The organism is Marinobacter sp. G5_S1_61_S3 (assembly GCF_054968585.1).
In genome coordinates this window covers 231,219-257,463 of sequence record NZ_JBQKUK010000005.1, presented here as the reverse complement: position 1 = coordinate 257,463, position 26,245 = coordinate 231,219, and the positions used below count along the sequence as shown (strand labels likewise).

At 57.3% G+C, this 26,245-nt stretch carries 18 protein-coding genes; 10 read left to right on the top strand and 8 right to left on the bottom strand.

Features of this window, described 5'->3' with window-relative positions; translation table 11 throughout:
• Positions 1-240 precede the first annotated feature (240 nt).
• Positions 241-2,139 (top strand): sigma 54-interacting transcriptional regulator, encoded by a 1,899-nt coding sequence (locus tag ACTRWH_RS06910; protein ID WP_462826162.1) that lies wholly within the window; start codon positions 241-243, stop codon positions 2,137-2,139.
• Here the strand turns inward: ACTRWH_RS06910 and glpK are convergent, their stop codons facing one another.
• Positions 2,140-3,612, bottom strand: a complete 1,473-nt coding sequence (gene glpK / locus ACTRWH_RS06905; RefSeq protein ID WP_462826161.1) for a glycerol kinase GlpK — start codon at positions 3,610-3,612, stop codon at positions 2,140-2,142.
• Positions 3,613-3,832: 220 nt separating this feature from the next.
• Between glpK and ACTRWH_RS06900 the strand changes: the two genes are divergently transcribed.
• Both ACTRWH_RS06900 and glpD read left to right on the top strand, forming a co-directional pair.
• Entirely contained in the window at positions 3,833-4,591 is a 759-nt protein-coding gene (locus ACTRWH_RS06900; RefSeq protein WP_007155657.1) for a DeoR/GlpR family transcriptional regulator, read from the top strand.
• Positions 4,592-4,790: 199 nt separating this feature from the next.
• Entirely contained in the window at positions 4,791-6,320 is a 1,530-nt protein-coding gene (gene glpD, locus ACTRWH_RS06895) for a glycerol-3-phosphate dehydrogenase (RefSeq protein WP_462826160.1), read from the top strand.
• Between the two features lie 183 nt (positions 6,321-6,503).
• On the opposite strand, the gene ACTRWH_RS06890 is transcribed toward glpD, so the two are convergent.
• On the bottom strand, positions 6,504-7,622 hold the full coding sequence (locus tag ACTRWH_RS06890; protein WP_085680135.1) for a porin: 1,119 nt from the start codon (positions 7,620-7,622) through the stop codon (positions 6,504-6,506).
• A 407-nt stretch (positions 7,623-8,029) separates the two neighbouring features.
• On the opposite strand from ACTRWH_RS06890, the gene ACTRWH_RS06885 reads away from it, so the two are divergent.
• Positions 8,030-9,784: an ABC transporter substrate-binding protein gene (locus ACTRWH_RS06885; RefSeq protein WP_085680133.1), complete on the top strand. Its 1,755-nt coding sequence runs from the start codon at positions 8,030-8,032 to the stop codon at positions 9,782-9,784.
• Between the two features lie 23 nt (positions 9,785-9,807).
• Here the strand turns inward: ACTRWH_RS06885 and ACTRWH_RS06880 are convergent, their stop codons facing one another.
• Positions 9,808-10,443: a uracil-DNA glycosylase family protein gene (locus ACTRWH_RS06880; RefSeq protein WP_273065454.1), complete on the bottom strand. Its 636-nt coding sequence runs from the start codon at positions 10,441-10,443 to the stop codon at positions 9,808-9,810.
• An 86-nt stretch (positions 10,444-10,529) separates the two neighbouring features.
• On the opposite strand from ACTRWH_RS06880, the gene ACTRWH_RS06875 reads away from it, so the two are divergent.
• Entirely contained in the window at positions 10,530-11,264 is a 735-nt protein-coding gene (locus ACTRWH_RS06875) for a nitroreductase family protein (RefSeq protein ID WP_041335514.1), read from the top strand.
• 12 nt (positions 11,265-11,276) lie between these two features.
• Here the strand turns inward: ACTRWH_RS06875 and ACTRWH_RS06870 are convergent, their stop codons facing one another.
• Together ACTRWH_RS06870 and edd are read right to left on the bottom strand one after the other, a co-directional pair.
• Positions 11,277-12,242 (bottom strand): glucokinase, encoded by a 966-nt coding sequence (locus ACTRWH_RS06870; protein ID WP_041335516.1) that lies wholly within the window; start codon positions 12,240-12,242, stop codon positions 11,277-11,279.
• Positions 12,239-14,059, bottom strand: a complete 1,821-nt coding sequence (edd, locus tag ACTRWH_RS06865; RefSeq protein ID WP_085680130.1) for a phosphogluconate dehydratase — start codon at positions 14,057-14,059, stop codon at positions 12,239-12,241. The genes ACTRWH_RS06870 and edd overlap by 4 nt, the downstream gene beginning before the upstream one ends.
• A gap of 168 nt (positions 14,060-14,227) precedes the next feature.
• Here edd and gap point away from each other — a divergent pair, with 168 nt between their 5' ends.
• Both gap and pyk read left to right on the top strand, forming a co-directional pair.
• Complete coding sequence (gene gap, locus ACTRWH_RS06860; RefSeq protein ID WP_036205115.1) at positions 14,228-15,235, top strand: type I glyceraldehyde-3-phosphate dehydrogenase; 1,008 nt, start codon at positions 14,228-14,230, stop codon at positions 15,233-15,235.
• 70 nt (positions 15,236-15,305) lie between these two features.
• Positions 15,306-16,754, top strand: coding sequence for a pyruvate kinase (pyk, locus tag ACTRWH_RS06855; RefSeq protein ID WP_292049385.1), 1,449 nt, complete (start codon positions 15,306-15,308; stop codon positions 16,752-16,754).
• A gap of 457 nt (positions 16,755-17,211) precedes the next feature.
• Here the strand turns inward: pyk and ACTRWH_RS06850 are convergent, their stop codons facing one another.
• From ACTRWH_RS06850 to zwf, 3 genes are read right to left on the bottom strand one after another with little or no spacing between them, the layout of a single operon-like run.
• Positions 17,212-17,859, bottom strand: a complete 648-nt coding sequence (locus tag ACTRWH_RS06850; protein WP_462826159.1) for a bifunctional 4-hydroxy-2-oxoglutarate aldolase/2-dehydro-3-deoxy-phosphogluconate aldolase — start codon at positions 17,857-17,859, stop codon at positions 17,212-17,214.
• Between the two features lie 37 nt (positions 17,860-17,896).
• Entirely contained in the window at positions 17,897-18,616 is a 720-nt protein-coding gene (gene pgl, locus ACTRWH_RS06845; RefSeq protein WP_462826158.1) for a 6-phosphogluconolactonase, read from the bottom strand.
• Positions 18,603-20,078 carry a glucose-6-phosphate dehydrogenase gene (gene zwf, locus ACTRWH_RS06840; RefSeq protein ID WP_462826157.1) on the bottom strand — a complete coding sequence of 492 codons (1,476 nt, stop codon included), beginning with the start codon at positions 20,076-20,078 and terminating at the stop codon, positions 18,603-18,605. Before zwf ends, pgl begins: the two co-directional genes overlap by 14 nt.
• A 214-nt stretch (positions 20,079-20,292) precedes the next feature.
• Between zwf and ACTRWH_RS06835 the strand changes: the two genes are divergently transcribed.
• From ACTRWH_RS06835 to pulA, 3 genes are all read left to right on the top strand, one after another.
• Positions 20,293-21,165: a MurR/RpiR family transcriptional regulator gene (locus ACTRWH_RS06835; protein ID WP_007155673.1), complete on the top strand. Its 873-nt coding sequence runs from the start codon at positions 20,293-20,295 to the stop codon at positions 21,163-21,165.
• Positions 21,166-21,442: 277 nt separating this feature from the next.
• Entirely contained in the window at positions 21,443-22,768 is a 1,326-nt protein-coding gene (locus tag ACTRWH_RS06830) for a carbohydrate porin (protein ID WP_085680128.1), read from the top strand.
• Between the two features lie 248 nt (positions 22,769-23,016).
• Positions 23,017-26,172, top strand: a complete 3,156-nt coding sequence (gene pulA / locus ACTRWH_RS06825) for a pullulanase-type alpha-1,6-glucosidase (RefSeq protein WP_151982495.1) — start codon at positions 23,017-23,019, stop codon at positions 26,170-26,172.
• The last annotated feature ends 73 nt before the right edge of the window (positions 26,173-26,245 follow it).

The window sequence follows — 26,245 nt, the reverse complement described above, 5'->3', positions numbered from 1 at the left end:
ATGTAGGTGAAAACCACGAGCAAATACGTAGACCATTGTTTTTATTGCCATTAAATTTCTGGAGAATTTCTTTATTGAAAACAAAAATGTTCGCTATCAAACTTTTTGTTCAGTTTGAACATTGACCTGAACAACCAATGAGCACATTATTGAACATCGTAGCGAACAGATTCGCGGCCTCGGGCCACCCTGGCGGGGTGCGAAAAAACAAAACGAACTTCAGGAACGCGGAGGATTCGCGTGAAAAGGCAACAAGAGAGGGCGGAATACCGATCCATCATCGCGGATTCCTGGAACCGCTGTATTGGTTACGGGCTTCACCATGACTACGAACCCGAACCCGCGAACCTCGACGACCGTGCCCGGGAAACGCTGGAAAAAGACTACGAAGCGTTACTCAGCACAACAGAGACGGAAGTACTTCCCTACTACAACAACATCATGTCCAACAGCCGCTGCCTGATCCTGCTGGCCGACTCCCATGCCCAGGTCCTGAAGGGCTGGGGCGACAAACGCATTACCGAAAGCCATCTGCGGCCATGGTTCAGCGCAGGCGCCAGCTGGCACGAACGCTACGCTGGCACCAACGCCATCGGCACGTCCATCGCCACCCGCTCGCCCGTCCAGGTCCAGCGAAACGAACACTTTCTCAAACTCAACCGGAGCATCATCAGTTCTGCGGCGCCGATATTCGATACCGACAGAACCCTGGTGGGGGTTCTCAGTGCCTTCAGTGATGCCTACCTACCGCAGGCGCATACGCTGGGGATGGTTCGTCTTCTTTCGCAATCGGTTGAAAACCGTCTGATCGTCAGGCAGTTGGGGGGCAATCATTTTATCCTCACCCTCAACACCACGGCGGACAATATCGACAGCCCCTGGTCGGGACTGATCGCGTTTGACCCCAACGGCCGCATAGTTGCCTCCAATCAGCGGGCAGATCAACTACTCGGCGAGCCTTTGTCAGGGCGCAACCTGAACTCGCTGTTCATTGAAAACCGGAACCTGGTACTGAATCACTCCCACAACACCCCCATACAGCTCACGACCACGAAACGAGTGCGGCTGTCAGGACTGTTGAAGCGGCCGGTCTCGCTCGACACCGTCACCACAAAGCCCGCGCGCGCAATACCCCGTGCCAGGCCCACGGAGCCAGGCATGGCTGGCGTTTCCATGGACGATATTGAACATGGGGATCCACTGGTCCGACGCTGTGCCGACCAGGCGAGGAAGGTTCTGGAGAGAGGCGTTCCGATACTGATTTGTGGTGAAACCGGTGTGGGCAAGGAAGTGATGGTCAAAGCCCTGCATGGAACCAGCCAACGATGCGCGCAGCCTCTGGTCTCCGTTAACTGCGCGGCGATCCCACCGGAGCTTGTCGAATCCGAACTGTTTGGCTACGAGGCCGGCGCATTCACCGGCGCCCGCGCCCAGGGTTCTCTGGGCCTGATACGCAAGGCCGACAAGGGCATTCTGTTCCTGGACGAAATCGGAGAAATGCCCCTGGCCGCCCAATCCCGGCTATTGCGCGTGCTGCAGGAACGGGAAGTGACACCGGTGGGCTCCACGGAACGCATTCCCGTGGACCTACTGCTGGTGTCTGCGACCAACCGCCCGCTCGCAGATCGAATCGACAATGGTGAGTTCAGAGCGGACCTCTACTACCGCATCAATGGCCTCAGCCTTGAGCTTCCAGCACTCAGGGATCGAATGGACCGGCGCGAGCTGATCCGCAGAATCTATCTGGAGCATCGTGACAGCGGCCAATCGGACACTCTGAACAATGAGGTAATGGCGGCGCTTGAGAATCACCCCTGGCCCGGCAATATTCGCCAGCTGGTGAACATCGTCCGCGTCGCCGTGGCCATTGCCGACGGCGACGACGTGCAACTCTGGCATCTGCCGGAGGATTTCCTGGCGGATTATGAGAGTCAAACCAGGCCCGAGCGCAAACCGGTATTCGATGCATCGCCCTACAGAGAATCGCCCCAGGCGAATGACAACTCCCGGAATGACACCATGGATCAGACACTGGTGGTCTACCGACAGTGCATGGGCAACGTGTCCCGTGCAGCCAGGGAACTGGCTGTCAGCCGCAACACCCTGTACAAGCGACTTCGGGATCTGGGTGTAAGGTAGTCATAGCTTGCGAATGGCTTTAAGCCAGCCGTCGTAGAGCTTGTCACGCTGGGCTTTAGTCATCGTTGCCTCAAAACTGCGGTCGCATCGCCACATACTGCTCAGATCCTCCAGGCTTTTGTAGACACCCGCCTGCAGGCCAGCCAGATAGGCCGCGCCCAGCGCGGTGGTCTCCACCAATGCAGGCCGATCGACCCGCGCCCCGAGGATATCCGCCAGGAACTGCAGTACCCAGTTGTTGGCCACCATGCCACCGTCCACACGCAGGGTAATGGGCCTTATGCCATCCTTCTCCATCGCCTTCTGCAGATCCTTGGTCTGATAGCAAACCGATTGCAGGCCAGCAGTCACGATTTCCTTGATCCCGGTATCACGGGTCAGCCCGAAAATCGCCCCACGGGCGTTGGGGTCCCAGTACGGTGCGCCCAGGCCCGTAAACGCTGGCACCAGATAGACCCCGTGGTCCACCGGTGTGCCTTCCGCCAGGGGTTCGGTCTCACAGGCGTCCCGAATCAGCTGCAATCCGTCTCGCAGCCACTGGATAGCCGCACCGGCGATAAAGATACTCCCCTCCAGCGCGTAGGCAGGCTTTCCGTTGAGGCGATAGGCTACCGTTGTGAGCAGGCGGTGCTCTGACGTCAGAGCCTTGTCGCCGGTGTTCAGCATCAGGAAACAGCCGGTACCGTAGGTGCTTTTCGCCATTCCGGTTTCAAAGCACGTCTGGCCGAACAGGGCCGCCTGCTGGTCCCCCGCCATACCCATGACGGACGTACCACCCAGCCGACCGTTACCGACGATCTGGCCGAAGTCCGCTGCCGAATCCATCACCTGCGGCAACAACGAGGCAGGAATGCCGAACAGGTCAAGTAGCTCCGGGTCCCAATCCTGATCGTGAATGTTGAACAACAGGGTGCGACTGGCATTGGTCGCATCGGTCCTGTGCTCCCTGCCGCCGGTCAGTCGCCAAAGAAGAAAACTGTCGATCGTGCCGAACGCCAATTCTCCGCGTTCCGCCCGTTGCTGGGCGCCCGGTACGTTGTCCAGTATCCAGCGAATTTTCGTCGCCGAAAAATAGGGGTCAATCAACAGCCCTGTCTTGTTGTTCACTGAAGGTTCAAGGCTTTGCTTCTTGAGCGATTCACACCAGTCCGCGGTTCGCCTGTCCTGCCAGACGATCGCCGGGTAGATGGCCTCGCCCGTTGCGCGGTCCCACAACACCGTGGTTTCACGCTGGTTCGTTATGCCAACTGCGACAACCTCATCGTTGTCACCACACCCCTTGGCCATCACGTCATCGCAGGTTTCCTGGACAGTACGCCAGATGTCTTCCGGCTCATGCTCGACCCAGCCGCTCGCGGGAAAATGCTGAGGGAACTCCTGCTGGCTCGTCGCGTGGATGTTGCCAGCCAGGGTGAAAAGGATGGCGCGGGAACTGGTTGTCCCCTGGTCGATCGACAGAATGTACTGAGTCATAGTTGTTTTGCCTCGGGCCAGTGTTCTTATTTTTTCGTATTTTTACTTTTTTGAAAACAAAAGCCAACCCTTTTTGCGGGCGAAAACTTACCCGCACTTCGCAAGCCTCACACAAGCCCCTAAAAATGCTGCACAAAGGCACAAAACACTCTAAACTGAGTTCAGGTTTGAAATCGCTATTTCGTTCGTTACAGAAAAACCGTGAACCGGAGGAAGTTGAATGGCACAACGACGCCGACAGGACCTGATCATGGAGCTCATCCAGCAGAACGGCTTCGTGACCACCGAGCAACTGGTTGATCAGTTCAAGGTAACGCCGCAAACCATCCGCCGGGATTTGAACGACTTGGCCAGCCAGAAGAAACTGCGCCGACATCACGGCGGCGCCGGCATCGACTCCAGCACGGTGAACACTGCCTACCAGGCTCGCAAAATCATGGACCTGGAAGCCAAGGAGCGCATCGCTGAAGCGCTGGTGGACATGATCCCCGACAACTCCTCCATGTTCATCAACATCGGCACCACCACGGAAACCATTGCCAAGGCCCTGCTTGAGAAAAACAACCTCCAGGTAGTCACCAACAACCTTCACGTCGCATCCATTCTTTCCGCCAAGGAAGACTTCCACATCATTATTGCCGGCGGCGAAGTGCGTAACCGCGACGGCGGCATCGTGGGTGAAGCCACTCGGGACTTCATCAACCAGTTCAAGATGGATTTCGGCATTATCGGTATCAGCGGCATCCACAGTGACGGTTCTTTGCTGGACTTCGATTACCGGGAAGTCCGGGTTGCCCAGTCCATCATCGAGAATTCCGGCCAGGTACTGCTGGCCGCGGACCATTCCAAGTTCGGCCGCAACGCCATGGTGCGCCTCGGCAGCATTGCTCAGGCAGATCATGTGTTTACCGATGAACCGCCTCCCGTCGAAATCCGCCAGCTCCTGCGTGAAAACAACGTGGAACTGCACCTGGTCTGACCCCTCCATCGCCGTAACCATCACCCAGTCATAGCCTGGCAGCGTGACTCCCAAAGCCTTCGCCCATCTTTTTTCGTTTTTTTTCTGTATTTTCCTTTACGAATATATTTTGCTTTCGCATAATGTGAGTATACGTTTCTGTGAAAATCGGAAAGAGCGCCGGAAGCGTCCTTTCATTGGCGTCAGGAGATGACTCGAGATGACCGAGGAGAACAATACATTTGACGTTGTCGTTGTGGGCGGTGGCGTCAACGGCACAGGTATCGCCATGGACGCCGCAGGCCGCGGCCTGAAGGTGTTGCTTTGCGAAATGAACGACCTCGCCTCAGCCACCTCGTCCAGCAGCAGCAAGCTGATTCATGGAGGTCTCCGATACCTTGAGCACTACGAGTTCCGCCTGGTACGTGAAGCCCTGGCAGAACGGGAGTCGCTGCTGCGAAATTCGCCACACATCATGTGGCCAATGCGCTTTCGGTTGCCACACCGCCCTCACCTTCGCCCCGCCTGGATGATCCGGACCGGACTGTTCCTTTATGACCATCTGGCCAAGCGAGAGGTCCTTCCTGGGTCGCGCTCCATAAAGTTCGATGAGAAGGATCCGCTCAAGTCGGACATCACCAAAGGTTTTGAGTATTCAGACGGCTGGGTGGATGATGCTCGCCTGGTGGTACTAACCGCCAAGAAAGCCCAGGAGTGCGGTGCCACCATCCTGACCAGAACCAAGTGCATCAATGCCGAGCGCGGCGCGGATTCATGGAACGTATCGCTTCAGGATATGAATGACGACAGTATCCACCACGTCTCCGCCAAGGTGATTGTCAATGCGTCGGGCCCCTGGGTAAGCCGGCTGTTCAGCGAAAGCCTGTCCATGAAAGCGCCAAAAACCATTCGCATGGTCAAGGGCAGTCATATTGTGGTGCCTCGCCTCAATCGGGAAACCGAGGCCTACATTCTCCAGAACGAAGACGAACGCATTGTGTTCGTCATCCCCTACGAGGACGAGTTCTCCCTGGTAGGCACCACCGACGTGGATTACGAAGGCGACCCGAAAAAAGCGAAAATATCACCGGAAGAAACCGAATATCTGCTGGATATCGTCAACTCGCACTTTAAACGCCAACTAACGGAAAGCGATGTGGTGTGGTCCTATTCCGGCGTTCGCCCATTAATGGACGACGAAGAAGGAGATGCCAAAAAGGCTTCCCGAGACTATTCATTTGAAGTGAGCCGGGAAAAAGGCAAGGCACCGGTCATCTCCGTCTTTGGTGGCAAGATCACTACCTACCGCAAACTTGCGGAAGCTGCGACGGACAAACTCTGCCAGTTTTTCCCACACGCCCGCGGTCCGTGGACGAAAACAGGCATCCTGCCCGGTGGTGATTTCGAGAATCACGACACTCTCGAGGCAAGCCTGTCCGCAGAATACCCGTGGCTTCCCGAAGCGGTATACAGCCGTTACGTGCGTACTTACGGCACCAAGGCATACGACTTTCTGGGCGACGCAAAATCCATCCAGGATCTGGGATTTCGGTTTGCCGGCACACTCTACGAGCGCGAAGTCGAGTATCTTATCAAGCATGAATGGGCGATGACGTCGGAGGACATTCTCTGGCGCCGCACCAAACAGGGGCTCTATGCCACTGAAGACGATGTTCGGGAGCTGGACAGATATCTGTCCTCCCAGGCAACCCCGCAACCGCAAACCGTTGCTCTCCACCACAGCGCCTGAATCACTCTCTCAGGCATTTCGCTCCGGCCGGCCTCCCCCGCCCGGAGCTTTTTTGTGCCCCTTTACTGGCAAGCACTCCCCGGTATCCCTGGATACGAAAAAGCCGGATGCCTTACGGCACCCGGCTTTTCCTGCCCCATCCTTCGTCCAGTCAGTAGGGTGTATAAGGCTCTTCCGCTTCTATCAGAACGTCAGCTGTGAGCCAACAATGAACGCATCGTATTCACCCTGACCACCCTCTGTGCCCAGCGTCGTGTACTCGGCCATCAGGGTCAGGGCGTCCGTAGCGGCGTAACGCGCAAACACCATGGTCAGATCCGTATCGTTCGCGCTCGAGTTGATGTCGTCTTCACCCTCGCCGTAGCTGACACCCAATGTGGTGCGGTTGAAGCCGTATGTCGTCTCAACGTACCACTGACTGGCGTCTTCCTCGTTCGGATCCAGGCGAGCGGCAAATACGCCGTTCCCGGTACCGGACGTCATGGAATAGTTACCACGAACATTCAGGTTGCCGAGCGACACCGAACCACCAAAATCGACACCAGACATGGTGTAGTCGTCAAAGGTGCCGGTCTTCGAGTCTACATCCTGAGTAAAGGCACTTGACCACAACGAGAACATATCCGCGGTGTAGACCACGTTGCCCTCAATTCGGGGAGCGCTGTATTCCGCATCAGCTACGCCATCCACCTTGGAGGGGCTGAATACACCCACCTTGAATTGCAGACCACCCAGGCTATTCGAGGTATACATCACACGCGGCGTGAAGTTGGCGTAGAAGTAACCATTACCAATACGTCCCGCCGTTGCAGCCACCTGATCCGGGCCGCCGATCAGGCCGACACCCAGGGCACTGCCGTTGTCCCCGATAGCTGGAACACCAAAGATCCCGAAGCCCTTACCAATGTTGACCTGACCGAAATCACCGGCAACCGCGATCTCGGACACGCGGCTGCGGAAATTCGCATTAGCATCACCAGGCGCTATGTCTGCGTTCATCTGGAAGTGACCCGATACTTCCAGGCCATTCTGAGTGGGAGCGTAGATGTTGGTTTGCAGCGTAGCCGGGTTAAAGCCTGTGGTGATGGTAAACGAGTCTTCGTCCGTTGGATCGTCGTAGTTGCCAAGTACCGCGAAGATTGGAATGTGACCGTTGAATCCCGCTTTCCAACCGCTGTCGGATTCGAACGTGGTATCAGCATATGCCGGCGCAGCAAACGCTCCGGCAACCATCGCAACCCCGGCCGCCAGCGCAGACAATTTGAAAGACTTAACATTCGCGCAGTTTTTGTTTTCGATCATGATAGCTTCCTATTATTGTTTGAGATTTTCTGGCCTATCAGCACTTCCTCTCGTTGGAACCTGAAATAACCTTTATATCAATAACTTGATGGGCTACCTCTTGCTAACAGACACTGTCATCTCGAACATTTATTGCGGTTTTTGGCCGCTTTATGTTTTCGAGACAGAACAAATCTAGCGCGCTAAAGAAAAAATGGAAAGTTTTAGAACATATTTTATCTGAAATCTGCGCCCTTGCATGGCGCAAAAAACAACGAAACAATCAATATATTGTTGTTTTTGTTGACTTAATTACAAATACAGAAATGTCGATAAATTTTCGTTGACGAACCACAAAACGAACATTACTCTCAATAATGTAGTAAAACCAACAAAACACGTGTGACTAACAACAAGAAAGGTGTTCCATGAGGAAATGGCCAATTGTCGCTGCGACCACCTGTCTGCTGTGCTTCAGCGCAGCCGGTCACGGTTCAGATACGTTTAGTGCGTTGCCGGAAGCACGCAAGCAGGTCATCAATCAGTGGATTTCAGAAAATTTTCAGGCGTCCACGCTATCTACGGAGCAACAGGCAGAAGAGCTTGCCTGGTTTGCACACACCGCCAAGCCGCTGGAAGGCCTTGAGATTTCGGTTCTGTCAGAGAACCTGGCAACGCACCGTTACGAATCCGAAGTACTCGCGAAAGCGTTTTCCGACATTACCGGCATAAAGGTGACTCACGACCTGAAACCGGAAGGCGAGGTCATCCGGCAGGTCAACCTACAAAGGATCATGGCTGCCAAGGGTCGGTATGACGCCTTCGTCAACGACTCAGACCTGATTGGCACCCACGCGCGCACCGGTTGGGCACTGGCACTGAGTGACTACATGGAAGGCAAGGGGCGCGAGTACACGTTGCCCACGCTGGACCTGAAGGATTTTATTGGCCTGAGCTTCGTGACGGGCCCGGATGGAAAAATCTACCAGTTGCCGGACCAGCAATTCGCCAACCTCTACTGGTTCCGTTACGACTGGTTCCAGCGCCCCGAGTTACGCGCAAAGTTCCTGGAGCGCTATGGCTATGAGCTTGGCGTGCCATTGAACTGGTCCGCCTATGAGGATATTGCCGAGTTCTTCACCGTCCATGTGAAGGAGATCGACGGCGAGCGCGTGTACGGCCATATGGACTATGGCAAACGAGATCCGTCACTTGGATGGCGCTTCACCGATGCCTGGCTATCCATGGCGGGCGCTGGCGACCCCGGGCTACCCAATGGCCTGCCAGTGGATGAATGGGGAATCCGGATGGAGGAATGTCATCCTGTTGGCTCCTCCGTCAAGAGAGGCGGCGCCACCAACGGGCCGGCCGCTGTTTATGCCTTGCAGAAGTACATAGATTGGCTCAGAAGCTACGCGCCACCGGAAGCGCCAGAGATGAACTTTTCCGAGGCCGGTCCCGTTCCCGCTCAGGGCCAGATTGCCCAGCAGATTTTCTGGTATACCGCCTTCACGTCCGACATGACCAAACCCGGGCTCCCCGTGGTCAATGACGACGGTACGCCGAAATGGCGAATGGCACCCTCCCCTTACGGCGCCTATTGGTCGGAAGGCATGAAACTCGGCTATCAGGACGTAGGCGCCTGGACCATTCCCAGAGTGATGAGTGATCGCAGCCAGAAAGCGGCCTGGCTCTACGCCCAGTTCACCGTCTCAAAATCGGTATCACTTCAAAAAACGCTCGTGGGCCTGACGCCAATTCGCGAATCGGACCTGGACTCCCCGGAAATGCAGGCCAGAAGCGCGGAACTGGGCGGGCTGGTGGAGTTCTACCGCAGCCCCGCCCGTGAAGCCTGGACACCGACTGGTGTTAATATCGCCGACTATCCCAAACTGGCCAAACTCTGGTGGCCGAACATCGCCGATGCAATGTCGGGAGAACGCACAGCACAGCAGGCCATGGATAAACTGGCCGAAAGTCAGGACAGGGCGATGGCGGTGATGGAACGGAACTACACGGTCAAGAACTGCCCACCCCGTATTGCATCAGACGACGATGCAAAAGGTCGCGACTGGTGGCTCGCACAACCAGGAGCTCCGAAGCCGAAGTTGAAGAACGAAAAGCCACCGGGGAAAACCATTCGCTACGAAGATCTTCTTGCGCGCTGGGAAGAAGCCCGATAGGTGTACAACAGACACCTGGGAGCTCAGTCGTCCAGAATATCCTTTACCCGGCGGCGCAGCTCGGGAATAACCTCCTGCTCGAACCAGGGATTGCGCCGTAGCCAAAGGTTGTTTCTCGGGCTGGGGTGTGGCAACGGCAACATGGTCGGCCACACCTCCCGCCATTGCCTCACCCGCTCAGTCACCGACGTTTTCGCCCCTGGCAAGTGCCAGGCATGAGCGTACTGTCCAATCACCAACGTCAGCTCCACATGCTCCAGGCGTTCCAGTAGCAGGCCCCGCCAGGCAGGCGCACACTCCGGCCGTGGTGGCAGGTCACCGTTCTTTCCTGTGCCGGGATAACAGAACCCCATGGGCAAGATCGCCAGTTGCTGTTCGTCGTAGAAAGTGTCCCGGTCAATGCCCATCCAGTTGCGCAGCCGGTCGCCGCTGGGGTCGTTGAACGGCAATCCGGTATCGTGAACACGGCGCCCGGGCGCCTGCCCCACCACCAGCAAACGCGCTGACTGCGAGATCTGGATCACCGGCCGGGGCCCGAGGGGCAACTGAGCTTCACAGATCCGGCACTGGCGAACGTTCTCCACCAATTCACCAAACGGCATCCGGGAATAAAGACTGGTCATTTGTGCCAACCACTCCAGAAGAATAGGCCATTGCATACACAGCCACTTAACGTAACCATAAAGCCTCAACCCGTTAGCCACAAATCGACGATTCCGAGAACGGCACAAGGACTGCTCCGCCCATGAATGCCAAGTCAGATGTTGACTCCAACGCCACCCTGAATGCGTTTCGCGAGGTTGTTCGCAGCCGGCGTTCAGTACGCCGATTTACCGACGAGCCAGTGCCGGAACACGTGCTGGATGATTGCCTTGAGCTGGCCATGCTGGCGCCAAATTCCAGCAATCTTCAGCCCTGGGAATTTTTCGTGGTCAGGACCCCAGACCTCAAAACGCGTCTGGCCGACGCCTGCCTTGGGCAGAACGCCGCCAAAACCGCTCCCCTACTGATTGTCGTAGTCGCCCGTACTGACACCTGGCGAGAGCACTCCCGTATGGCGCTGGAACAATGGCCGGAGGAAAAGCTGCCGGGCATCGTCGAGAAGTACTATTCCAGAATCGCACCCATCCACTACAACCAGGGGCCTTTCGGCCTGCTCGGTGCCGCCAAGAAAGCCGCCGGATTGTTTGTAGGCCTTTCCCGCCCTGTTCCCAGAGGCCCCTATTCAAAGAGTGAGATGAAAGTCTGGGCCACAAAATCCACCGCACTTGCGGCTGAAAACCTGATGCTGGCGCTGAGGGCCCACGGTTACGATTCATGCCCCATGGAAGGCTTTGACGAATGCCGGGTAAGACGGCTGTTGAAGCTACCGCGAAAGGGCCTGGTGACCATGGTGCTGGCGGCGGGGAAACGCTCAGACAAGGGCGTGTATAACCGCCAATACCGCTTTGAGAGGGATACGCTCATTCACTACCTGTGAATGAGCGCCGGACTACACTTCCGGGTTGGCCAGCGCTTCGGCAGCCCCCAATAAACCGGTGTACCCATCCATCACCACGTAAACCGGCGTTGATTCCAGCAGGGGACGCATCCGCCCCTTGTCTTCGAAACCTTTCTGGAACGGGCTTTCCAGGAAGAAATCGATGAACCTGGGGAGAATGCCTCCGCACAGGTAAACACCCCCAGTGCCGCCGAGAGTCAGAACCCCATTGCCGGCAACGCGCCCAAGAATCTCGCAGAAGTGCCGCAAAGTCTGGCGGGCAAGCAGATCAGACTGATCCAACGCGGCGGCGGTTATTTTCTCCGGCGCATCCAGGGGGGCGGCCACGCCCTGTATCTCTGCGTGGGCCTGGTAAAGGTTCAGCAAACCCTGACCACACAGGATACGTTCGACGGAAACGCGACCGAACCGGGCCTTCAGAATCCGCAGGATAGCCATCTCGGTGTCGTCTGTCGGGGCAAAGTCCACGTGACCACCCTCAGTCATCAGCGGCACCCAGCCATGCTGCAACGGAACCAACCCTGACACTCCCAGGCCGGTACCCGGACCGATAACCAGCCGGGGGCGCGCCGCATTGCCCGGGCCGCCGCAAACGTGGACCAGCTTATCGGCACTGACATGGGGAACCCCGAGGGCCATGGCAGTAAAGTCATTGATCACCTTGAACGCGCCCCAACCAAACCGCCTGCGAACCTCCTCGCTGTCGAAACGCCAGTGGTTGTTGGTCATCCGCACCTGGGTGCCCTGGACTGGCGATGCTACCGCAAGACAGACATCCTGCACCTCCCCTACGCCGCAGCGGGCAAGGTAATCAACGATGGCAGCATCAAGATTGTCGTAGTCCCCGCAGGCAAGGACTTCAACAGCCTCCGGGGTAACGTCACCGGAGCGAACGAGAGCAAACCTGGCGTTGGTACCCCCGATGTCTCCTACCAGCGAGTAGTTGTCTTTCGTCATGCGTCGTGATTCCAGAAAAAGCTGGCGCCCTCTTCCGGGTTGCTGGCGGCTTTGCGCATCCAGCCAAACAGCTCCCGGCCCAGGCCGTGATGATAACTGCTCAGGTCCGCTTTTTCTGCCTCGCGGCTGGCAAATTCCTCAGCCGACACCTCAATCTCCAGTGTTCCGGCAACCGCGTCCAGATTGATCACGTCGCCATTGCGCACCCGGCAAAGCTCCCCACCATTCGCCGCTTCCGGATAGACGTGTATGGCTGCCGGCACCTTACCGGACGCTCCGGACATGCGACCATCGGTAACCAGCGCAACCTTATAGCCACGATCCTGAAGCACACCAAGGTACGGCGTCAGCTTGTGCAATTCAGGCATACCGTTGGCTTTCGGGCCCTGGAACCGGACCACCACAACGCAATCGCGGTTGAGGTCACCCGCATCGAAGGCCGCCTTGAGTTCGTTCTGGTCATTGAACACAACAGCCGGTGCCTTCACTACGCGGTGCTCCTCCGCCACGGCCGACACCTTGATCACGCCACGGCCAAGATTGCCATCCAGAACCCGCAATCCGCCGTCCGGCGCAAAGGGCTCCGCCGCCGTACTCAGCACATCCGGCTTGGCACTTTTCTCAGGCGCCGGCTTCCACACCAGCTTGTCATTCTCCAGTTCCGGCATTCGTGCGTACTGTTCCAGCCCATGCCCCACAACCGTCTCAACGTCATTATGAAGCAGACCGGCACTCAGCAACTCACGGATCAGGAACGGCGTTCCCCCCGCTTCGTGGAAGGCGTTCACGTCTTCCTGGCCGTTGGGATAAATACGCGTCATCGAAGGTACCGCCGATGACAACTCGGAGTAGTCGTTCCAGTCGACAATGATGCCGGCGGCTCGGGCGATGGCGATCCAGTGAATGGTGTGATTGGTGGAGCCACCGGTCACCAGCAGCGCCACCAGCGCATTCACGATACTCTTTTCGTCCACCATGTCGCCCAGACCCAACGCGCCTCCGTGGGGCTTGGACAGCCGGATAACCTGTTCGGTTGCCTCACGGGTCAAGGCTTCACGTAGTGGCGTACCCGGGTTCACGAAGGCCGACCCTGGCAGATGCAGCCCCATTACCTCCACCAGAAGCTGATTACTGTTGGCGGTACCATAGAACGTGCAGGTACCGGGGCTGTGGTAGGACTGGGATTCCGCCTCCAGCAGCTCGTCTTTACCGATCTTGCCCTCGGCGTAGAGCTGGCGAATGCGCTGCTTCTCTTTATTGGGCAGCCCAGACGGCATGGGACCAGCCGGCACCAGAATGGTCGGCAGGTAGCCGAAGCTCAGCGACCCGATCAGCAAACCAGGAACGATTTTGTCGCAGATGCCGAGCAACATGGTGGCATCGAACATATTATGACTCAGGGCGACCGACGTACTCATGGCGATGGTGTCGCGTGAAAAAAGGCTCAGCTCCATGCCCGGCTGGCCCTGGGTCACACCGTCACACATGGCCGGGGTGCCACCGGCAAACTGCGCCACCGAGCCCATTCCGTTGGCCGCCTTGCGAATCACGTCCGGAAAGTCCTGATAAGGCTGGTGGGCCGACAACATGTCGTTGTAGGCGGAGACAATGGCCACATTGGCCTTGTTCATGAATTTGAGGGTGTCTTTATCGGACTGGTTACAGGCGGCAAAGCCATGAGCCAGGTTGCCGCAGGACAGCGTGCTGCGCTGGGGTGACTGGGCTTTGAGCTCGCCCATCCTGTCCAGATAATCCTGCCGGGTAGCGCGACTGCGCTCGATGATCCGCTTGGTAACCGCGTCTACGGTCGGGTGCATAGTGGGTCTCCTGAAACTTGTTATCTAATTACTTTTTTATTCCCGTAAGTTTACTTTCTTTTTTTGCTACTTTCACCCGCCAGTCATTCATTTTTCCATTATTTGTTGTTATATTTACTACATCAGAAACTGAAACGAACAATAAACAAACAAATCTGGAGCCAGAACATGACTATTCGTATCGCAATTAACGGCTTTGGTCGCATTGGCCGCAATGTTCTCCGCGCACTTTATGAAAACGACTACCGAAATGAGCTTCAGGTGGTTGCCATCAACGACCTGGGAGACGCGGAAACCAACGCTCACCTACTCAAATACGACAGCGTTCACGGTCGCTTCAACGGCATTGTGAACCACGATGCCGAATCACTCTCCGTCAACGGTGACCGCATCGCCATCACCGCCATCCGTAACCCCGAAGAACTGCCGTGGAAAGACTACCATGTGGATGTGGTCTTCGAGTGCACTGGCCTGTTTACCGCCCGTGACAAGGCAGAGGGTCACCTCAAAGCCGGCGCACGCAAAGTCATTATCTCAGCCCCCTCTTCTGACGCCGACGCGATGGTTGTCTACGGGGTCAACGACGACGTTCTGACCGCCGAACACAACATCATCTCCAACGCCTCCTGCACCACCAACTGCCTGGCACCGGTTGTTGAAGCATTGCACAGGAAAATTGGCATTGAGAGTGGCCTGATGACCACGATCCACTCGTACACCAATGACCAGAAACTGAGCGACGTCTACCACTCTGACCTGTATCGCGCGCGCTCGGCCACCCAGTCCATGATCCCGACAAAAACCGGTGCAGCCGCAGCCATTGGCAAGGTGATCCCGGAACTGTCCGGAAAACTTGACGGACTGGCCGTGCGGGTTCCTACTATCAACGTTTCCCTGGTGGATTTCGGCTTCATCGCCAGCCGCGACACCACCGTGGAAGAAATCAACGAGGTCGTGAAAGCTGCAGCGGAAAACAACCCGGTCCTTGGCTACAACGCAGAGAAACTGGTTAGTGTGGACTTCAACCACAACGCCCTGTCCAGCATTTTCGACGCCAATCACACACGGGCCATGGGCCGTCACGCGAAAGTCATGGCCTGGTACGACAATGAATGGGGCTTCTCCAACCGGATGCTCGACAACGCTGTTGCACTGATGAAAAAGGCGAGCCAGTAACCCTGCTCACCTGCCATTTCGTCCAGCACAACCGGAAAGCTTCACTGAAAAACAAAAGGAAACTGGAACCATGTTAAGGCGCACCAAGATCGTCGCCACTCTCGGCCCCGCCACTGATTCACCGGAATCACTGTCAGCTATTATTGCTGCAGGTGTTGATGTTACGAGATTGAATTTTTCCCACGGCAGTGCGGAAGACCACATCCAACGCGCCCTGCGGGTGCGGGAATCTGCCGCCGCCAACGGCCGGTTTGTCGCCCTGCTCGCCGACCTCCAGGGGCCAAAACTTCGTATCGCACGCTTCGCGGAAAACAAGGTGACCCTCAAGGCCGGCCAGCAGTTTATCCTGGACGCCAGCATGGACAAGGAAGCGGGCAATGATGAGCGCGTCGGCATTGATTACGAGCAACTGATTGAAGACGTCAAACCAGGCGACATTCTGGTACTGGACGACGGCCGGATCGAAATGGAAGTGGAGTCCGTCGACGGCACCAGCATTTCCTCCCGCGTTCTTATCGGCGGCCCCCTGTCCAACAACAAGGGCCTGAACAAGCGTGGCGGCGGCCTCTCCGCCGAAGCCCTGACCGAGAAAGACAAGCAGGACATCAAAACCGCTGCCCGCCTGGGCGCCGACTATGTCGCGGTGTCGTTTGTACGCACCGCAGAAGACATGCACGTTGCCCGCCGCCTATTGAAGGAAGCCGGCTCGGAAGCCCGCCTGGTTGCCAAGATTGAACGCGCGGAACTGGCCCACGATAACGCCGCCCTGGATGCGGTCATCGATGCGTCGGACGCAGTTATGGTGGCCAGGGGCGATCTCGCGGTTGAGATTGGCGATGCCGAGTTGGTAGGCGTTCAGAAGCACATCATCAACCGCGCCCGCGCCCTGAACACCGTGGTGATTACCGCCACTCAGATGATGGAATCCATGATCGAGAACCCGATGCCAACGCGGGCGGAGGTTTCCGATGTGGCGAATGCGGTGATGGACTACACCGACGCGGTAATGCTATCTGCAGAAACGGCGGTCGGCGACTACCCCACGGAAGCAGTGGAGGCCATGGTGCGAATTTGCATGGGTGCGGAAAAGCATCCGTCGATGCATCAGTCCAAGCACCGTATCCATGAAAGCATGGAGTTTGTGGACGAGGCGATTGCCCTTTCCGCTATGTACGCGGCCAACCATCTGGACGGTGTGACGTCGATTATCTGCATGTCGGAAACCGGTGCGACGCCGCTGCTGATGTCACGCATCAAGTCGAGCCTTCCGATTTTCACATTCTCCCGCAATCACTCTACCCAACATCGGGTGACGATGTTTCGAGGCGTACAGACAGTGCCTTTTGATTCGGCGACGATTCCGCCCGAGCAGACAAACTCTCGCGCGGTGGCGGAGCTGGTTCGGATGGGGGCCGTCAAAGAAGGTGATCTGGTGGTGATTACCAAGGGTGATTATGTGAATGCCCAGGGCGGTACGAACACTATGAAGATTGTTCGTGTTGGTGCGGACATTCGCTAGGCGGTAATTGGGAGGTGTCGTCGTTTGTAGCCTGCTGGTTTGGTGCCAGGAGACTACGGGGCGGGGCTTCCCAAAACCGCTACGAGCACGTCCATGTGCGCTTGAAATTGGCCATCCTTGGCCAATTACATTTTGGGAAGCCCCGCCCCGCAGCCTCTTGCTTAGACCAATCGGATATCGCTGGACCACACTCTTGCTTACAACGCGTTATTCGCCGAAATGACCAAAACTAGCCTCCCTCCTCTTCACGCAAAGCATTGACTCAAAGCGATTCAAGCAACCAGGGAGATACCTCTGAGACCGGAACAAGCGGTTGGTGGTAGGGCCGTTCGGGAATGTAATTGGCCATGGATGGCCAATTCCAAGCGCACATGGATGTGCTCGTAGCGTTTCCCGAACGGCCCTGCCACCAACCGCGAATACCCCAACCTCTCAGGCTACAGACCGAGAACAGAGCTCACAGGTCACCAAGACTCCCACGAACAATCTCCGAAATCTGCCCCCAGTCACCAGAGGCAACAGCATCACCAGGCGTCAACCAGGTACCACCAACGGCCGAGACGTTCTTAAGGGCCAGATAGTCCTTGGCAGTGTTGCGGCGAATACCACCGGTTGGGCAGAAAGTGACGTCCGGGAAGGGACCGGAGAAGGCCTTCAGGGCGGGGATGCCGCCGGCGACTTCGGCTGGGAAGAACTTGAATTCTCGGTAGCCCAGGTTGTAGCCAACCATCAGCTCCGAAATCGTTGAAATACCCGGCAGCAACGGCGCCTCCGAAGTCACACCGAACTCCAGGATGGCCTCGGTGACGCCCGGCGTGATCACGAACTGGGCGCCGGCGGCTTCAACCTGGCGGTACTGGGCAATGCTGGTGACCGTGCCCGCCCCGACCCAGGCGTCCGGGATCGCTTTTCGCACCTGCTCAATGGCCTTCACGCCATGAGGGGTACGCAGCGTGATTTCCAGTACTCGAATGCCACCATCAACCAAAGCCTGACACAATGGCAGCGCCTCGTCCGGGTGGTTGATGGTGATCACCGGAACAAGCGGGGAAGCGCTCAAGACCGCCTGGACGCGCTCGCGGTGAAAATCAGACAATTGGTTCATACATATCTCCGGTATAACAAATCTCGGGCAGACAGCCTCAAGCGCTCCAATAAACCTGCAACCCCGGTTTCAGGAACGCGCGGATGGGCATTTCGCGGATATTTTCGATATCGCTGCAGGCAGCCTGCAAGGTTTTCAGCTTGTCATCCCCTTTCAGGTGCATCGCCGTGAAACCCGCACGGCTCAAGGCCCGCAGTGTCAGCGTAATTCGTTTCTGGGACTGAGAAGGCGGCGTCATCGGAGCCACGACTTCCGCCGAGTCCGTATCCAGGGCCCGGTCGAGCTCAGGCGCATCGGGAAACAATGACGCCGTATGGCCGTCGTTTCCCATGCCCAGGATCAGTACATCCAGCGGCAGATGGAGCTTTTCGAGGGCTGCCTCCGCAGCTGCCAGACCTTCGGCCGGCGTGTCGCCAGGCTGTTTGAGGGACAGGTACCGGGCTTCTGACGCTGGGCCTTGCAAAAGGTTTTCCCGCACCAGGCGGGTATTGCTGTCGTTATCGTCTTCGGAGACCCAGCGCTCGTCCGCCAGCAGCACGTCAATGCGCGCCCAATCCAACGGCTTCTCCCTCAAGGCCTCGAAAAATGGCAGCGGGGTTGAGCCGCCAGACACCACCAGACTGGCGCGGGGTGCAATCAGCAGCCGTTCCGAGAGGTGTTTTGCGACTGCATCCGCCAGCGCAACCGCCGTATCACCAGGGGTGTCGAAAAAATACGCATCCACTGACTCCGGCAGATTCAGGTCATGCATCTTCATACCAGCTCCTTCCGTCACGGGTAATCATGGCGATGGAGGCAACCGGGCCCCAGGTTCCTGCGGCGTAGCGTTTTGGCGGTATGCCACTGTCGTCCCAGTTGCGCATGATCTGGTCAACCCATTGCCAGGCGTGCTCCACTTCGTCACGACGGACGAACAGATACTGATTGCCTTTCATGACCTCCCAGAGCAGGCGCTCGTAGGCGTCCGGGATACGGTCGGTTTCGAAGGTTTCCGAGAACGTCAGCTCCAATGGCCCCTGGCGCAGGCGCATTCCCTTATCCAGCCCCTGGTCCTTGGTCAGAATTTGCAGGGACATACCCTCGTCCGGCTGCAAACGGATGATGAGCTTGTTGTTGGCCAGGTGTTTCTGGTCCGGGTCGAAGATGTAGTGTGGCGCCGGTTTGAAGTGAATGATGATCTGCGACAGCTTCTCCGGCAGGCGCTTACCCGTACGGATGTAGAACGGTACGCCAGACCAGCGCCAGTTATCGATCTCGGCTTTCAGGGCCACAAAGGTTTCGGTCTTGCTGCCGCGCGCCGCGCCCTCTTCCTCCAGATAGCCCGGCACGGGCTTTCCGCCACTGGTGCCAGCGGTGTACTGCCCGCGAACCACATGCGTATCCATCATGTCGGGAGTGATACGGCGCATCGCCTTCAGCACTTTCACTTTCTCATTGCGGATACTGTCTGCCGACAGGTCCGAGGGTGGATCCATGGCGATCAGGCACAGGAGTTGAAGCAGGTGGTTCTGAACCATATCGCGAACCTGACCGGCTTTATCGAAATAGCCCCAGCGGCCCTCGATACCGACGCTCTCAGCCACCGAAATTTCAACATGGGAAATATGGTTCTGGTCCCACTGGGAAGCGAATAGGTTGTTAGCAAACCGAAGCGCGATGAGGTTCTGTACCGTTTCCTTACCCAGGTAATGGTCGATACGGAACAACTGGTTCTCGTTATAAACCTCACCCAACTCGTCATTGATGACCTTGGACGACTCAAGGTCGTGACCAATCGGCTTCTCTACAACCACCCGGGTGTTCTGGTCGCAACAGTTATTTCCCCGGAGGTTGCGTGAAATCTCACCGTACATGGCCGGTGGCGTGGCCATGTAGACGATCAGATTGCTGGGTTCCTTGCTGCGCCAGTCATTGAGGACGCCGTAACCTTCAGGGTTGGTGAAATCGAGGAACTGGTAATCCACGCGCTGCAGGAATTTCTCGGCCACGTCGGCATCAAACTCGTCTTTCCTGACATGCTCTTTCAACTTGCCAAGAAGCGTCTTACGAACCTCGCCGCCGTCTGCCTTGTTTCTCGCGATTGCCAGAATACGAGTGCCCTTGTGGAGCAGTCCGGCCCGCTCCAGCTGATACAGCGCGGGAAACAGTTTGCGTTGCGCCAGATCACCAAGCGCACCAAACATCATCAGGTCACAACGGGTATTTATCGGATCAGCCATCGGTTCCTTCTCTCTTTGTTTTCATGCAGCAACACACCGCCGCACGACTCGAGGCGTCAATGTAGTAATTTTATGCAAATAATGACACCAGAAATGAAATTTTCCAAGGATATTTTCCAATTAATGACACTTTTACTACCACAAACCTACCAAAAACACGCTATAATCAGCGCGGATTTTCACAAGAACGCCGATGATTCAGGGAGTATCCCAAATGGCTGCGAACCAGGCGCAACGCGATGACAACCTGCTCGAAGACATCCAGCTAAGACTGGACACGCTCAATAAATCAGAGCGCAAGGTTGCCGAGGCGATTCTTCGCGACCCAAGTGCCGCCACCCGTTACAGCATTGCCGCTCTGGCCAGGGCGGCGGACGTCAGTGAACCGACCGTCAACCGTTTCTGTCGCGGTTTTTCAGCCACCGGCTTTCCCGATTTCAAGATACGCCTGGCCCAGAGCATTGCCACTGGCACGCCGTACATTGGTCAGAACGTGGAGCCCGACGACACTGTCGCAGAGTTCTCCGACAAGATCATGCTCAGCACCATTGCCAGCCTCGACAAGGCACGTCAGGCCCTTGATCCAAAAGCACTGGCGTCGGCCATCGACTATCTGATCCAAGCCAAGCAGATCAACTTCTTCGGCATGGGCGGCTCCGCACCGGTTGCCATGGACGCCCAGCACAAGTTCTTCCGCTTTAATATCCCGGTCATGTCGTACGATGACGCCCTGATGCAGCGCATGGTAGCCGCAGGGGCCACCAAGGGCGATGTCATCGTGCTTATTTCCTATACCGGGCGCACCCGTGAAACCGTTGAAATTGCACAGCACGCCCGCACCAACGGCGCTACCGTTATCGGCATCACCATGCCCGACTCGCCACTGGCAGACGTCTGCACGGTGGTCATTGAAGTAACGGCGCCGGAGGACACCGAGGTTTACATGCCAATGTCTTCTCGCATTATTCACCTAACAGTGATCGACATCCTTGCGACCGGCGTCACCCTCAAGCGCGGGGCGGATTTCCTGGGCCATCTGAAAAAAATCAAGGAAAGCCTGAAACCTACCCGCTTCCCAATGACCTAAACGCGCGGCTTTCAAAGGTAGCAAAGCCACTGATTTGGTGTCTCATCCTTCTACGCCCCTCCTCCCCCTGAAAACTCACCCCCCTTTTTCTTCAGGGCGGAGGATGCACTACCCCTCCCGTTACAGGACTATGAAATCCGGTTTCCCAATGTCTGATTGGCAGAAGCTGCAATCAAGGGAACCGGAAGCCTGATCCGGAACTGACTGTCCACGACACGATGCCGGAACTTCCGCTTCCCTGACATTCAAAAAAGACAAAAAGCACAGGACACAGATGATGCAAAACAATAAGCGCTTTTTCCCGAACAAACTCCCGCTTGCGGCTGCGGTCACAGCTGCCATCATGGCTACGCCCGCCATCGCCGTTGATTTTCATGGCTACGCCCGCTCAGGTCTTTCCACCAACACCAGCAGTGGCGGGGAACAAACCTGTTTCGGTAGCGGTGCCAACGGCCACTTTGTCGGACGCCTTGCAGACGAATGCGACACTTATGCGGAACTGGCCTTTGGTGACCAGCTCTTCAGCCAGGACGGTAAAACGTTCCGCTTCGACTCCATGGTCTCCTACGAAGCCATCAACCAGGGTAACGACTACCAGGCATTTGACGGCGCCGACGATGTCAACGGCGTCGATTTTGCCGGCGAGGAAACCACTCGCAACAACGGCAACCCCTATAGCGGCGGCGAAGTAGCGGTGCGTCAGCTTTACGTGTCCGGCACCAACGTCATCGAATCTCTGCCTGGCGCCACACTCTGGGCTGGCAAGCGCTTCTACAAGCGTCATGACGTGCACCAGTTGGACCTGTTCTACATCAACAACTCCGGCTACGGCGCGGGCGTTGAAAACATTCAGGCCGGTGCTGGCCAGTTCTCTGCTGCATGGATCAACTTTGACAAGCAGGAAAGCGACACCATCGTTCAGAACAACAAGCTGGACCTGCGCTACGCCTTCCCGGTTGGCGAAAGCACGCTGACACTGGCGGGCATCTATGGCATGGCTGACTTGACCGATGAGCAGGAGGCCGCTGGCATCATGGACGAAGACGGCTTCTTCGGTACCATTGAACTGTCATCTGGTTTCATGGGTGGCTTTAACAAATTCGTCCTGCAGTATGCGACCGACTCCCTGGGCGAAGCCGCCTTTGCCAACCAGGGCGGCAACGCGAGCCTCAACGCCCCTTACTACGACGGCACGCTCGAGAAGAGCTGGCGCGTGTTGAACCACGGCGTGGTCAAGCTCGGAGGCCCTTGGGAGCTTGGCTACTCCGCCCTGTACTCCAAAGGTGAAACCTACGGCCCGATCAACGAAGAGGAACCCACCCGCCTGAGTGTTGTTGCTCGCCCGATCTACAACTGGAACTCCGTGACCAGCACAGCTCTGGAAATCGGCTATGAGGATGTGCACCACCCCTACAACGACGAAGAAACCGACCTGCAGAAAGTTGCCATTGCGCAACAGTGGAGCGCAGGCCCCGGTTACTGGGCGCGCCCGGTGATTCGTGCCTACGCGGCAGCGTTCTTCGGCGATCAGGCGGAAGCCGCTCGTAGTGAAGGCATCGATGGCGACATCCAGATCGGTGCCCAGATCGAAGCCTGGTGGTAAGGCTCTAAACACCACACACTCTCGTTGGACCTCCTTGGGCCGGCTTTTCAGCCGGCCCTTTTTTGTACGCACCACTCCTCTATTCTCTACTCCCCATACGCCCCTCAGACTACGCCCGCAAAAGTCCGTTGCCGAAGGATGTGTGGCCGAGCTCTTCGCGCAACCATGATCCTGCAACGTTTGCGTACAGGTTCTGCCGGTTCGCAAGCAACATCCCAAACAACAACAATGGAAAAAGGATACGCGTTATGCCTGACCATAAACTGGTTGCAGGCGGCTGGGCCTTGGCTTTGTCCCTGGCTCTTGTCGGTTGCAACTCCGGTAGCAACAGCTCATCTTCAGACTCCGGCGACGGCGGAGGCGGGGACTCCACCGCCCTGCTGGAACCCGGCGACAACGAAGCCATCCTCTATTACAAACGCCCCGCCGGCGACTATGACGGCTGGGGGCTCCATCTCTGGAACGACGCCGCAGCCGGTTGCGATGGCCTGGCGGAAGGCGTGCCGACCGAGTGGACCGACCCACACACCGCCAGTGGCGTGAACGACACCTACGGCGCCTATTACATCATTCCCATGCGCGACGGCGGCGACTGCATGAACTTCATCATGCACAAAGGCGATGAAAAAGACCTGGGTGATAATGATAAACGCTGGCACTTCGGCGCCCTGGGCAATCGTATTTTCACGATCAGCGGCAGTCAGTTGCTCTCCCCCGACCCGATCGAAGCCGAGGAACTGGCCGTCGACGGCGCCAAGGCTCACTGGCTGGACGCCAATACGCTCGTCTTTGCCGACACCGCCGCGGCGACCCGAGTCGAACTTCGATATGACGCTGGCGCCGGCATCACTGTCGATAACACCGATAAAACCCTGAACGGGGGCACCGTTATTGAGCTGAGCGCAACCACCCTCTCGCCAGAGCTGGAAGAGGCCTTCCCCCATCTTGCAGACTGGCCAGCCTATAGCGTGGACACCGACAGTCAGACCAAAATGGACGCTTTGCGCGGCCAACTGATTGCCGGCGCTTACAATGGCAATGATGAGCTGATGTCGGCTACCCGCCTTCAGATCCCGGGTGTGCTCGACGATCTCTATGCCTATGACGGCACTCTGGGCGCAACCGTTAGCGGTGCCGATACCGGGTTTGCGGTTTGGGCCCCAACGGCCCAGAGCCTGCGCCTGCACGTGTTCAATGCCGACGGCAGCATGGTGAGCGGCTATCCGGTAGACATGACCCGGGATAACGGTGTCTGGAGGCATACCGGCAACACCGCCGATGTCGACCGTAAGTTCTACCAGTATGAGGTGACGGTCTACCACCCCCGTACCGATGCCATCGAAACCACCATGACATCGGACCCCTATGCCCTGAGCCTTTCTGAAAATGGCGTGTATGCGCAGGTCGTCGATTTGGCTGACAGCGACCTGAAACCGGCCAACTGGGACAGCCTGACCCCACCGACAGTGCAGGCCCCCGAGGATGTCGTGGTGTATGAGACCCATATTCGCGATTTCAGCGCCACCGACGAAACCGTTGCAGCTGCCAACCGGGGCAAGTACGCCGCCTTTACGGAATCCATCAGCGATGGCGTCACTCACCTGGAAAGCCTGGCGAACGCCGGCATCACCCATCTCCACCTGCTGCCGTCTTTCGATATCGCAACGATCAACGAAAACCCGGACGAGGTGGTCAATATCGACGACGACTTCAGCAAACTGTGCGACCTGTCTGACGAAGCCGCAGCGAACTATGCGGACCTCTGCGGCAGTGGCGACACCATCCGCACGGTCCTGGCATCCTTCGACCCTGCAACCGGCGATGCCCAGGCGCTGTATGGCACTTTTCGTGGCCTCGACAGCTTCAACTGGGGCTATGACCCGGTGCACTACACCGTTCCCGAGGGCAGCTACGCCTCCGATGCCAACGGGGTGACCCGGATACGGGAATTCCGTGAAATGGTGCAGTCTGCCACCAATCTGGGTCTGAACGTGGTCCTGGATGTGGTCTACAACCACACCAACGCCTCAGGGCTTGCCGACAAGTCGGTTCTCGACAAACTGGTCCCCGGCTACTACCACCGCCAGAACCCCGAAACCGGCGTTGTTGAGCAGTCAACCTGCTGTGAAAACACCGCGTCCGAGCACCGGATGATGGAAAAGCTGATGATCGACTCCCTGGTCACCTGGGCGTCGGAGTACGGCATTTCCGGGTTCCGCTTTGACCTGATGGGGCATCACATGCTGTCGAATATGGAAAAGGCGCTGGATGCCGTAACTGCGGTCGATCCAGACACCTACTTCTACGGTGAGGGCTGGAACTTCGGTGAAGTCGCCAATAATGCGCGTGGCGTCAACGCCATCCAGCCAAACATGGCCGGAACGGGCATCGGCTCCTTCAACGATCGCCTGCGTGACGCCGTACGTGGTGGCGGCCCCTTCGATGGCGGTGACGCACTGCGCGCCAACCAGGGCTTCAGCAATGGTCTGTTCAGCATCCCCAACGACCGAAACAGCGGCAGCGACGCTGAGAAAACCCGCCTGCTGCAGATCAGCGACTGGATCCGCGTTGGCATTGCCGGCAGCCTGAGCGACTATTCGTTGATCACCGCCGATGGCACCACCAGAACCGGCGCGGAGATCGATTACAACGGTCAGAGTGCCGGGTATACCAGCGATCCCCAGGAAATCATCAACTACGTCTCCAAGCACGACAACCAGACGCTCTGGGACAACAACCAGTACAAGGCGGATTTCGCCGCCACGCTTCAGGAACGTGCCCAGATGCAGGTGGTGGGACTTTCCGTCCCCATCCTCAGCCAGGGCATTCCCTTCATCCATATGGGCTCGGAATTGCTGCGTTCCAAATCCATGGAAAGGGACAGTTACGATTCCGGCGACTGGTTTAATGAAGTCGACTTCAGTTACCAGGAAACCGCCTGGAATAGTGGCCTGCCCCGTCAGGACAAGGACGGCGCGAACTGGGACCTGATCACCGAGATCATCGGCCAGTTCCAGGCCGGCCCAACGCCAAGCGAGATCGACTACACCCGCGAGCAGGTCGAGAAGTTGCTGATCGTTCGTAACGAAAGCGAGCTTTTCCGTCTACGCACCGCTGAACAGGTCAGTGAACGACTGTCGTTCCACAACACCGGACCCAGCCAGGTACCCGGCGTGATTGCCTTCAGTCTGGACGATGGCCCCGACAACGGCCTGACCGATCTGGACAGCGACGTGGATCAGGTCGTCGTGGTGATCAACAGCACAGGGACCCAACAGGCACTGGACACCAGCCTAAATGAGGCCTTTTCCGTGATGGCGGACACCTCCCCGGAACAGACCGCTGCAGCAGCGAACGGCACCTTCACGGTACCGGCCCTGTCAGTGGCTGTATTCAATCGATAGGGCCGCTGACAACGGCCCTGGCGGCCCCATGGAGGAACAGATCCCATGGGGCCAGCAACCATAAAGGAGACAA

What these genes read in the sequence shown, in the direction of transcription:
- glpD (WP_462826160.1), top strand. Translation starts at nt 4,791, where the DNA reads ATGACCGAGGAGAACAATACATTTGACGTTGTCGTTGTGGGCGGTGGC.
- pyk (WP_292049385.1), top strand. Translation starts at nt 15,306, where the DNA reads ATGTTAAGGCGCACCAAGATCGTCGCCACTCTCGGCCCCGCCACTGAT.
- ACTRWH_RS06870 (WP_041335516.1), bottom strand. Translation starts at nt 12,242, where the DNA reads ATGACGAAAGACAACTACTCGCTGGTAGGAGACATCGGGGGTACCAAC.
- pgl (WP_462826158.1), bottom strand. Translation starts at nt 18,616, where the DNA reads ATGAAGATGCATGACCTGAATCTGCCGGAGTCAGTGGATGCGTATTTT.
- ACTRWH_RS06835 (WP_007155673.1), top strand. Translation starts at nt 20,293, where the DNA reads ATGGCTGCGAACCAGGCGCAACGCGATGACAACCTGCTCGAAGACATC.
- pulA (WP_151982495.1), top strand. Translation starts at nt 23,017, where the DNA reads ATGCCTGACCATAAACTGGTTGCAGGCGGCTGGGCCTTGGCTTTGTCC.
- edd (WP_085680130.1), bottom strand. Translation starts at nt 14,059, where the DNA reads ATGCACCCGACCGTAGACGCGGTTACCAAGCGGATCATCGAGCGCAGT.
- ACTRWH_RS06885 (WP_085680133.1), top strand. Translation starts at nt 8,030, where the DNA reads ATGAGGAAATGGCCAATTGTCGCTGCGACCACCTGTCTGCTGTGCTTC.
- ACTRWH_RS06880 (WP_273065454.1), bottom strand. Translation starts at nt 10,443, where the DNA reads ATGCAATGGCCTATTCTTCTGGAGTGGTTGGCACAAATGACCAGTCTT.
- ACTRWH_RS06875 (WP_041335514.1), top strand. Translation starts at nt 10,530, where the DNA reads ATGAATGCCAAGTCAGATGTTGACTCCAACGCCACCCTGAATGCGTTT.
- gap (WP_036205115.1), top strand. Translation starts at nt 14,228, where the DNA reads ATGACTATTCGTATCGCAATTAACGGCTTTGGTCGCATTGGCCGCAAT.
- glpK (WP_462826161.1), bottom strand. Translation starts at nt 3,612, where the DNA reads ATGACTCAGTACATTCTGTCGATCGACCAGGGGACAACCAGTTCCCGC.
- ACTRWH_RS06900 (WP_007155657.1), top strand. Translation starts at nt 3,833, where the DNA reads ATGGCACAACGACGCCGACAGGACCTGATCATGGAGCTCATCCAGCAG.
- ACTRWH_RS06830 (WP_085680128.1), top strand. Translation starts at nt 21,443, where the DNA reads ATGCAAAACAATAAGCGCTTTTTCCCGAACAAACTCCCGCTTGCGGCT.
- zwf (WP_462826157.1), bottom strand. Translation starts at nt 20,078, where the DNA reads ATGGCTGATCCGATAAATACCCGTTGTGACCTGATGATGTTTGGTGCG.
- ACTRWH_RS06850 (WP_462826159.1), bottom strand. Translation starts at nt 17,859, where the DNA reads ATGAACCAATTGTCTGATTTTCACCGCGAGCGCGTCCAGGCGGTCTTG.
- ACTRWH_RS06890 (WP_085680135.1), bottom strand. Translation starts at nt 7,622, where the DNA reads ATGATCGAAAACAAAAACTGCGCGAATGTTAAGTCTTTCAAATTGTCT.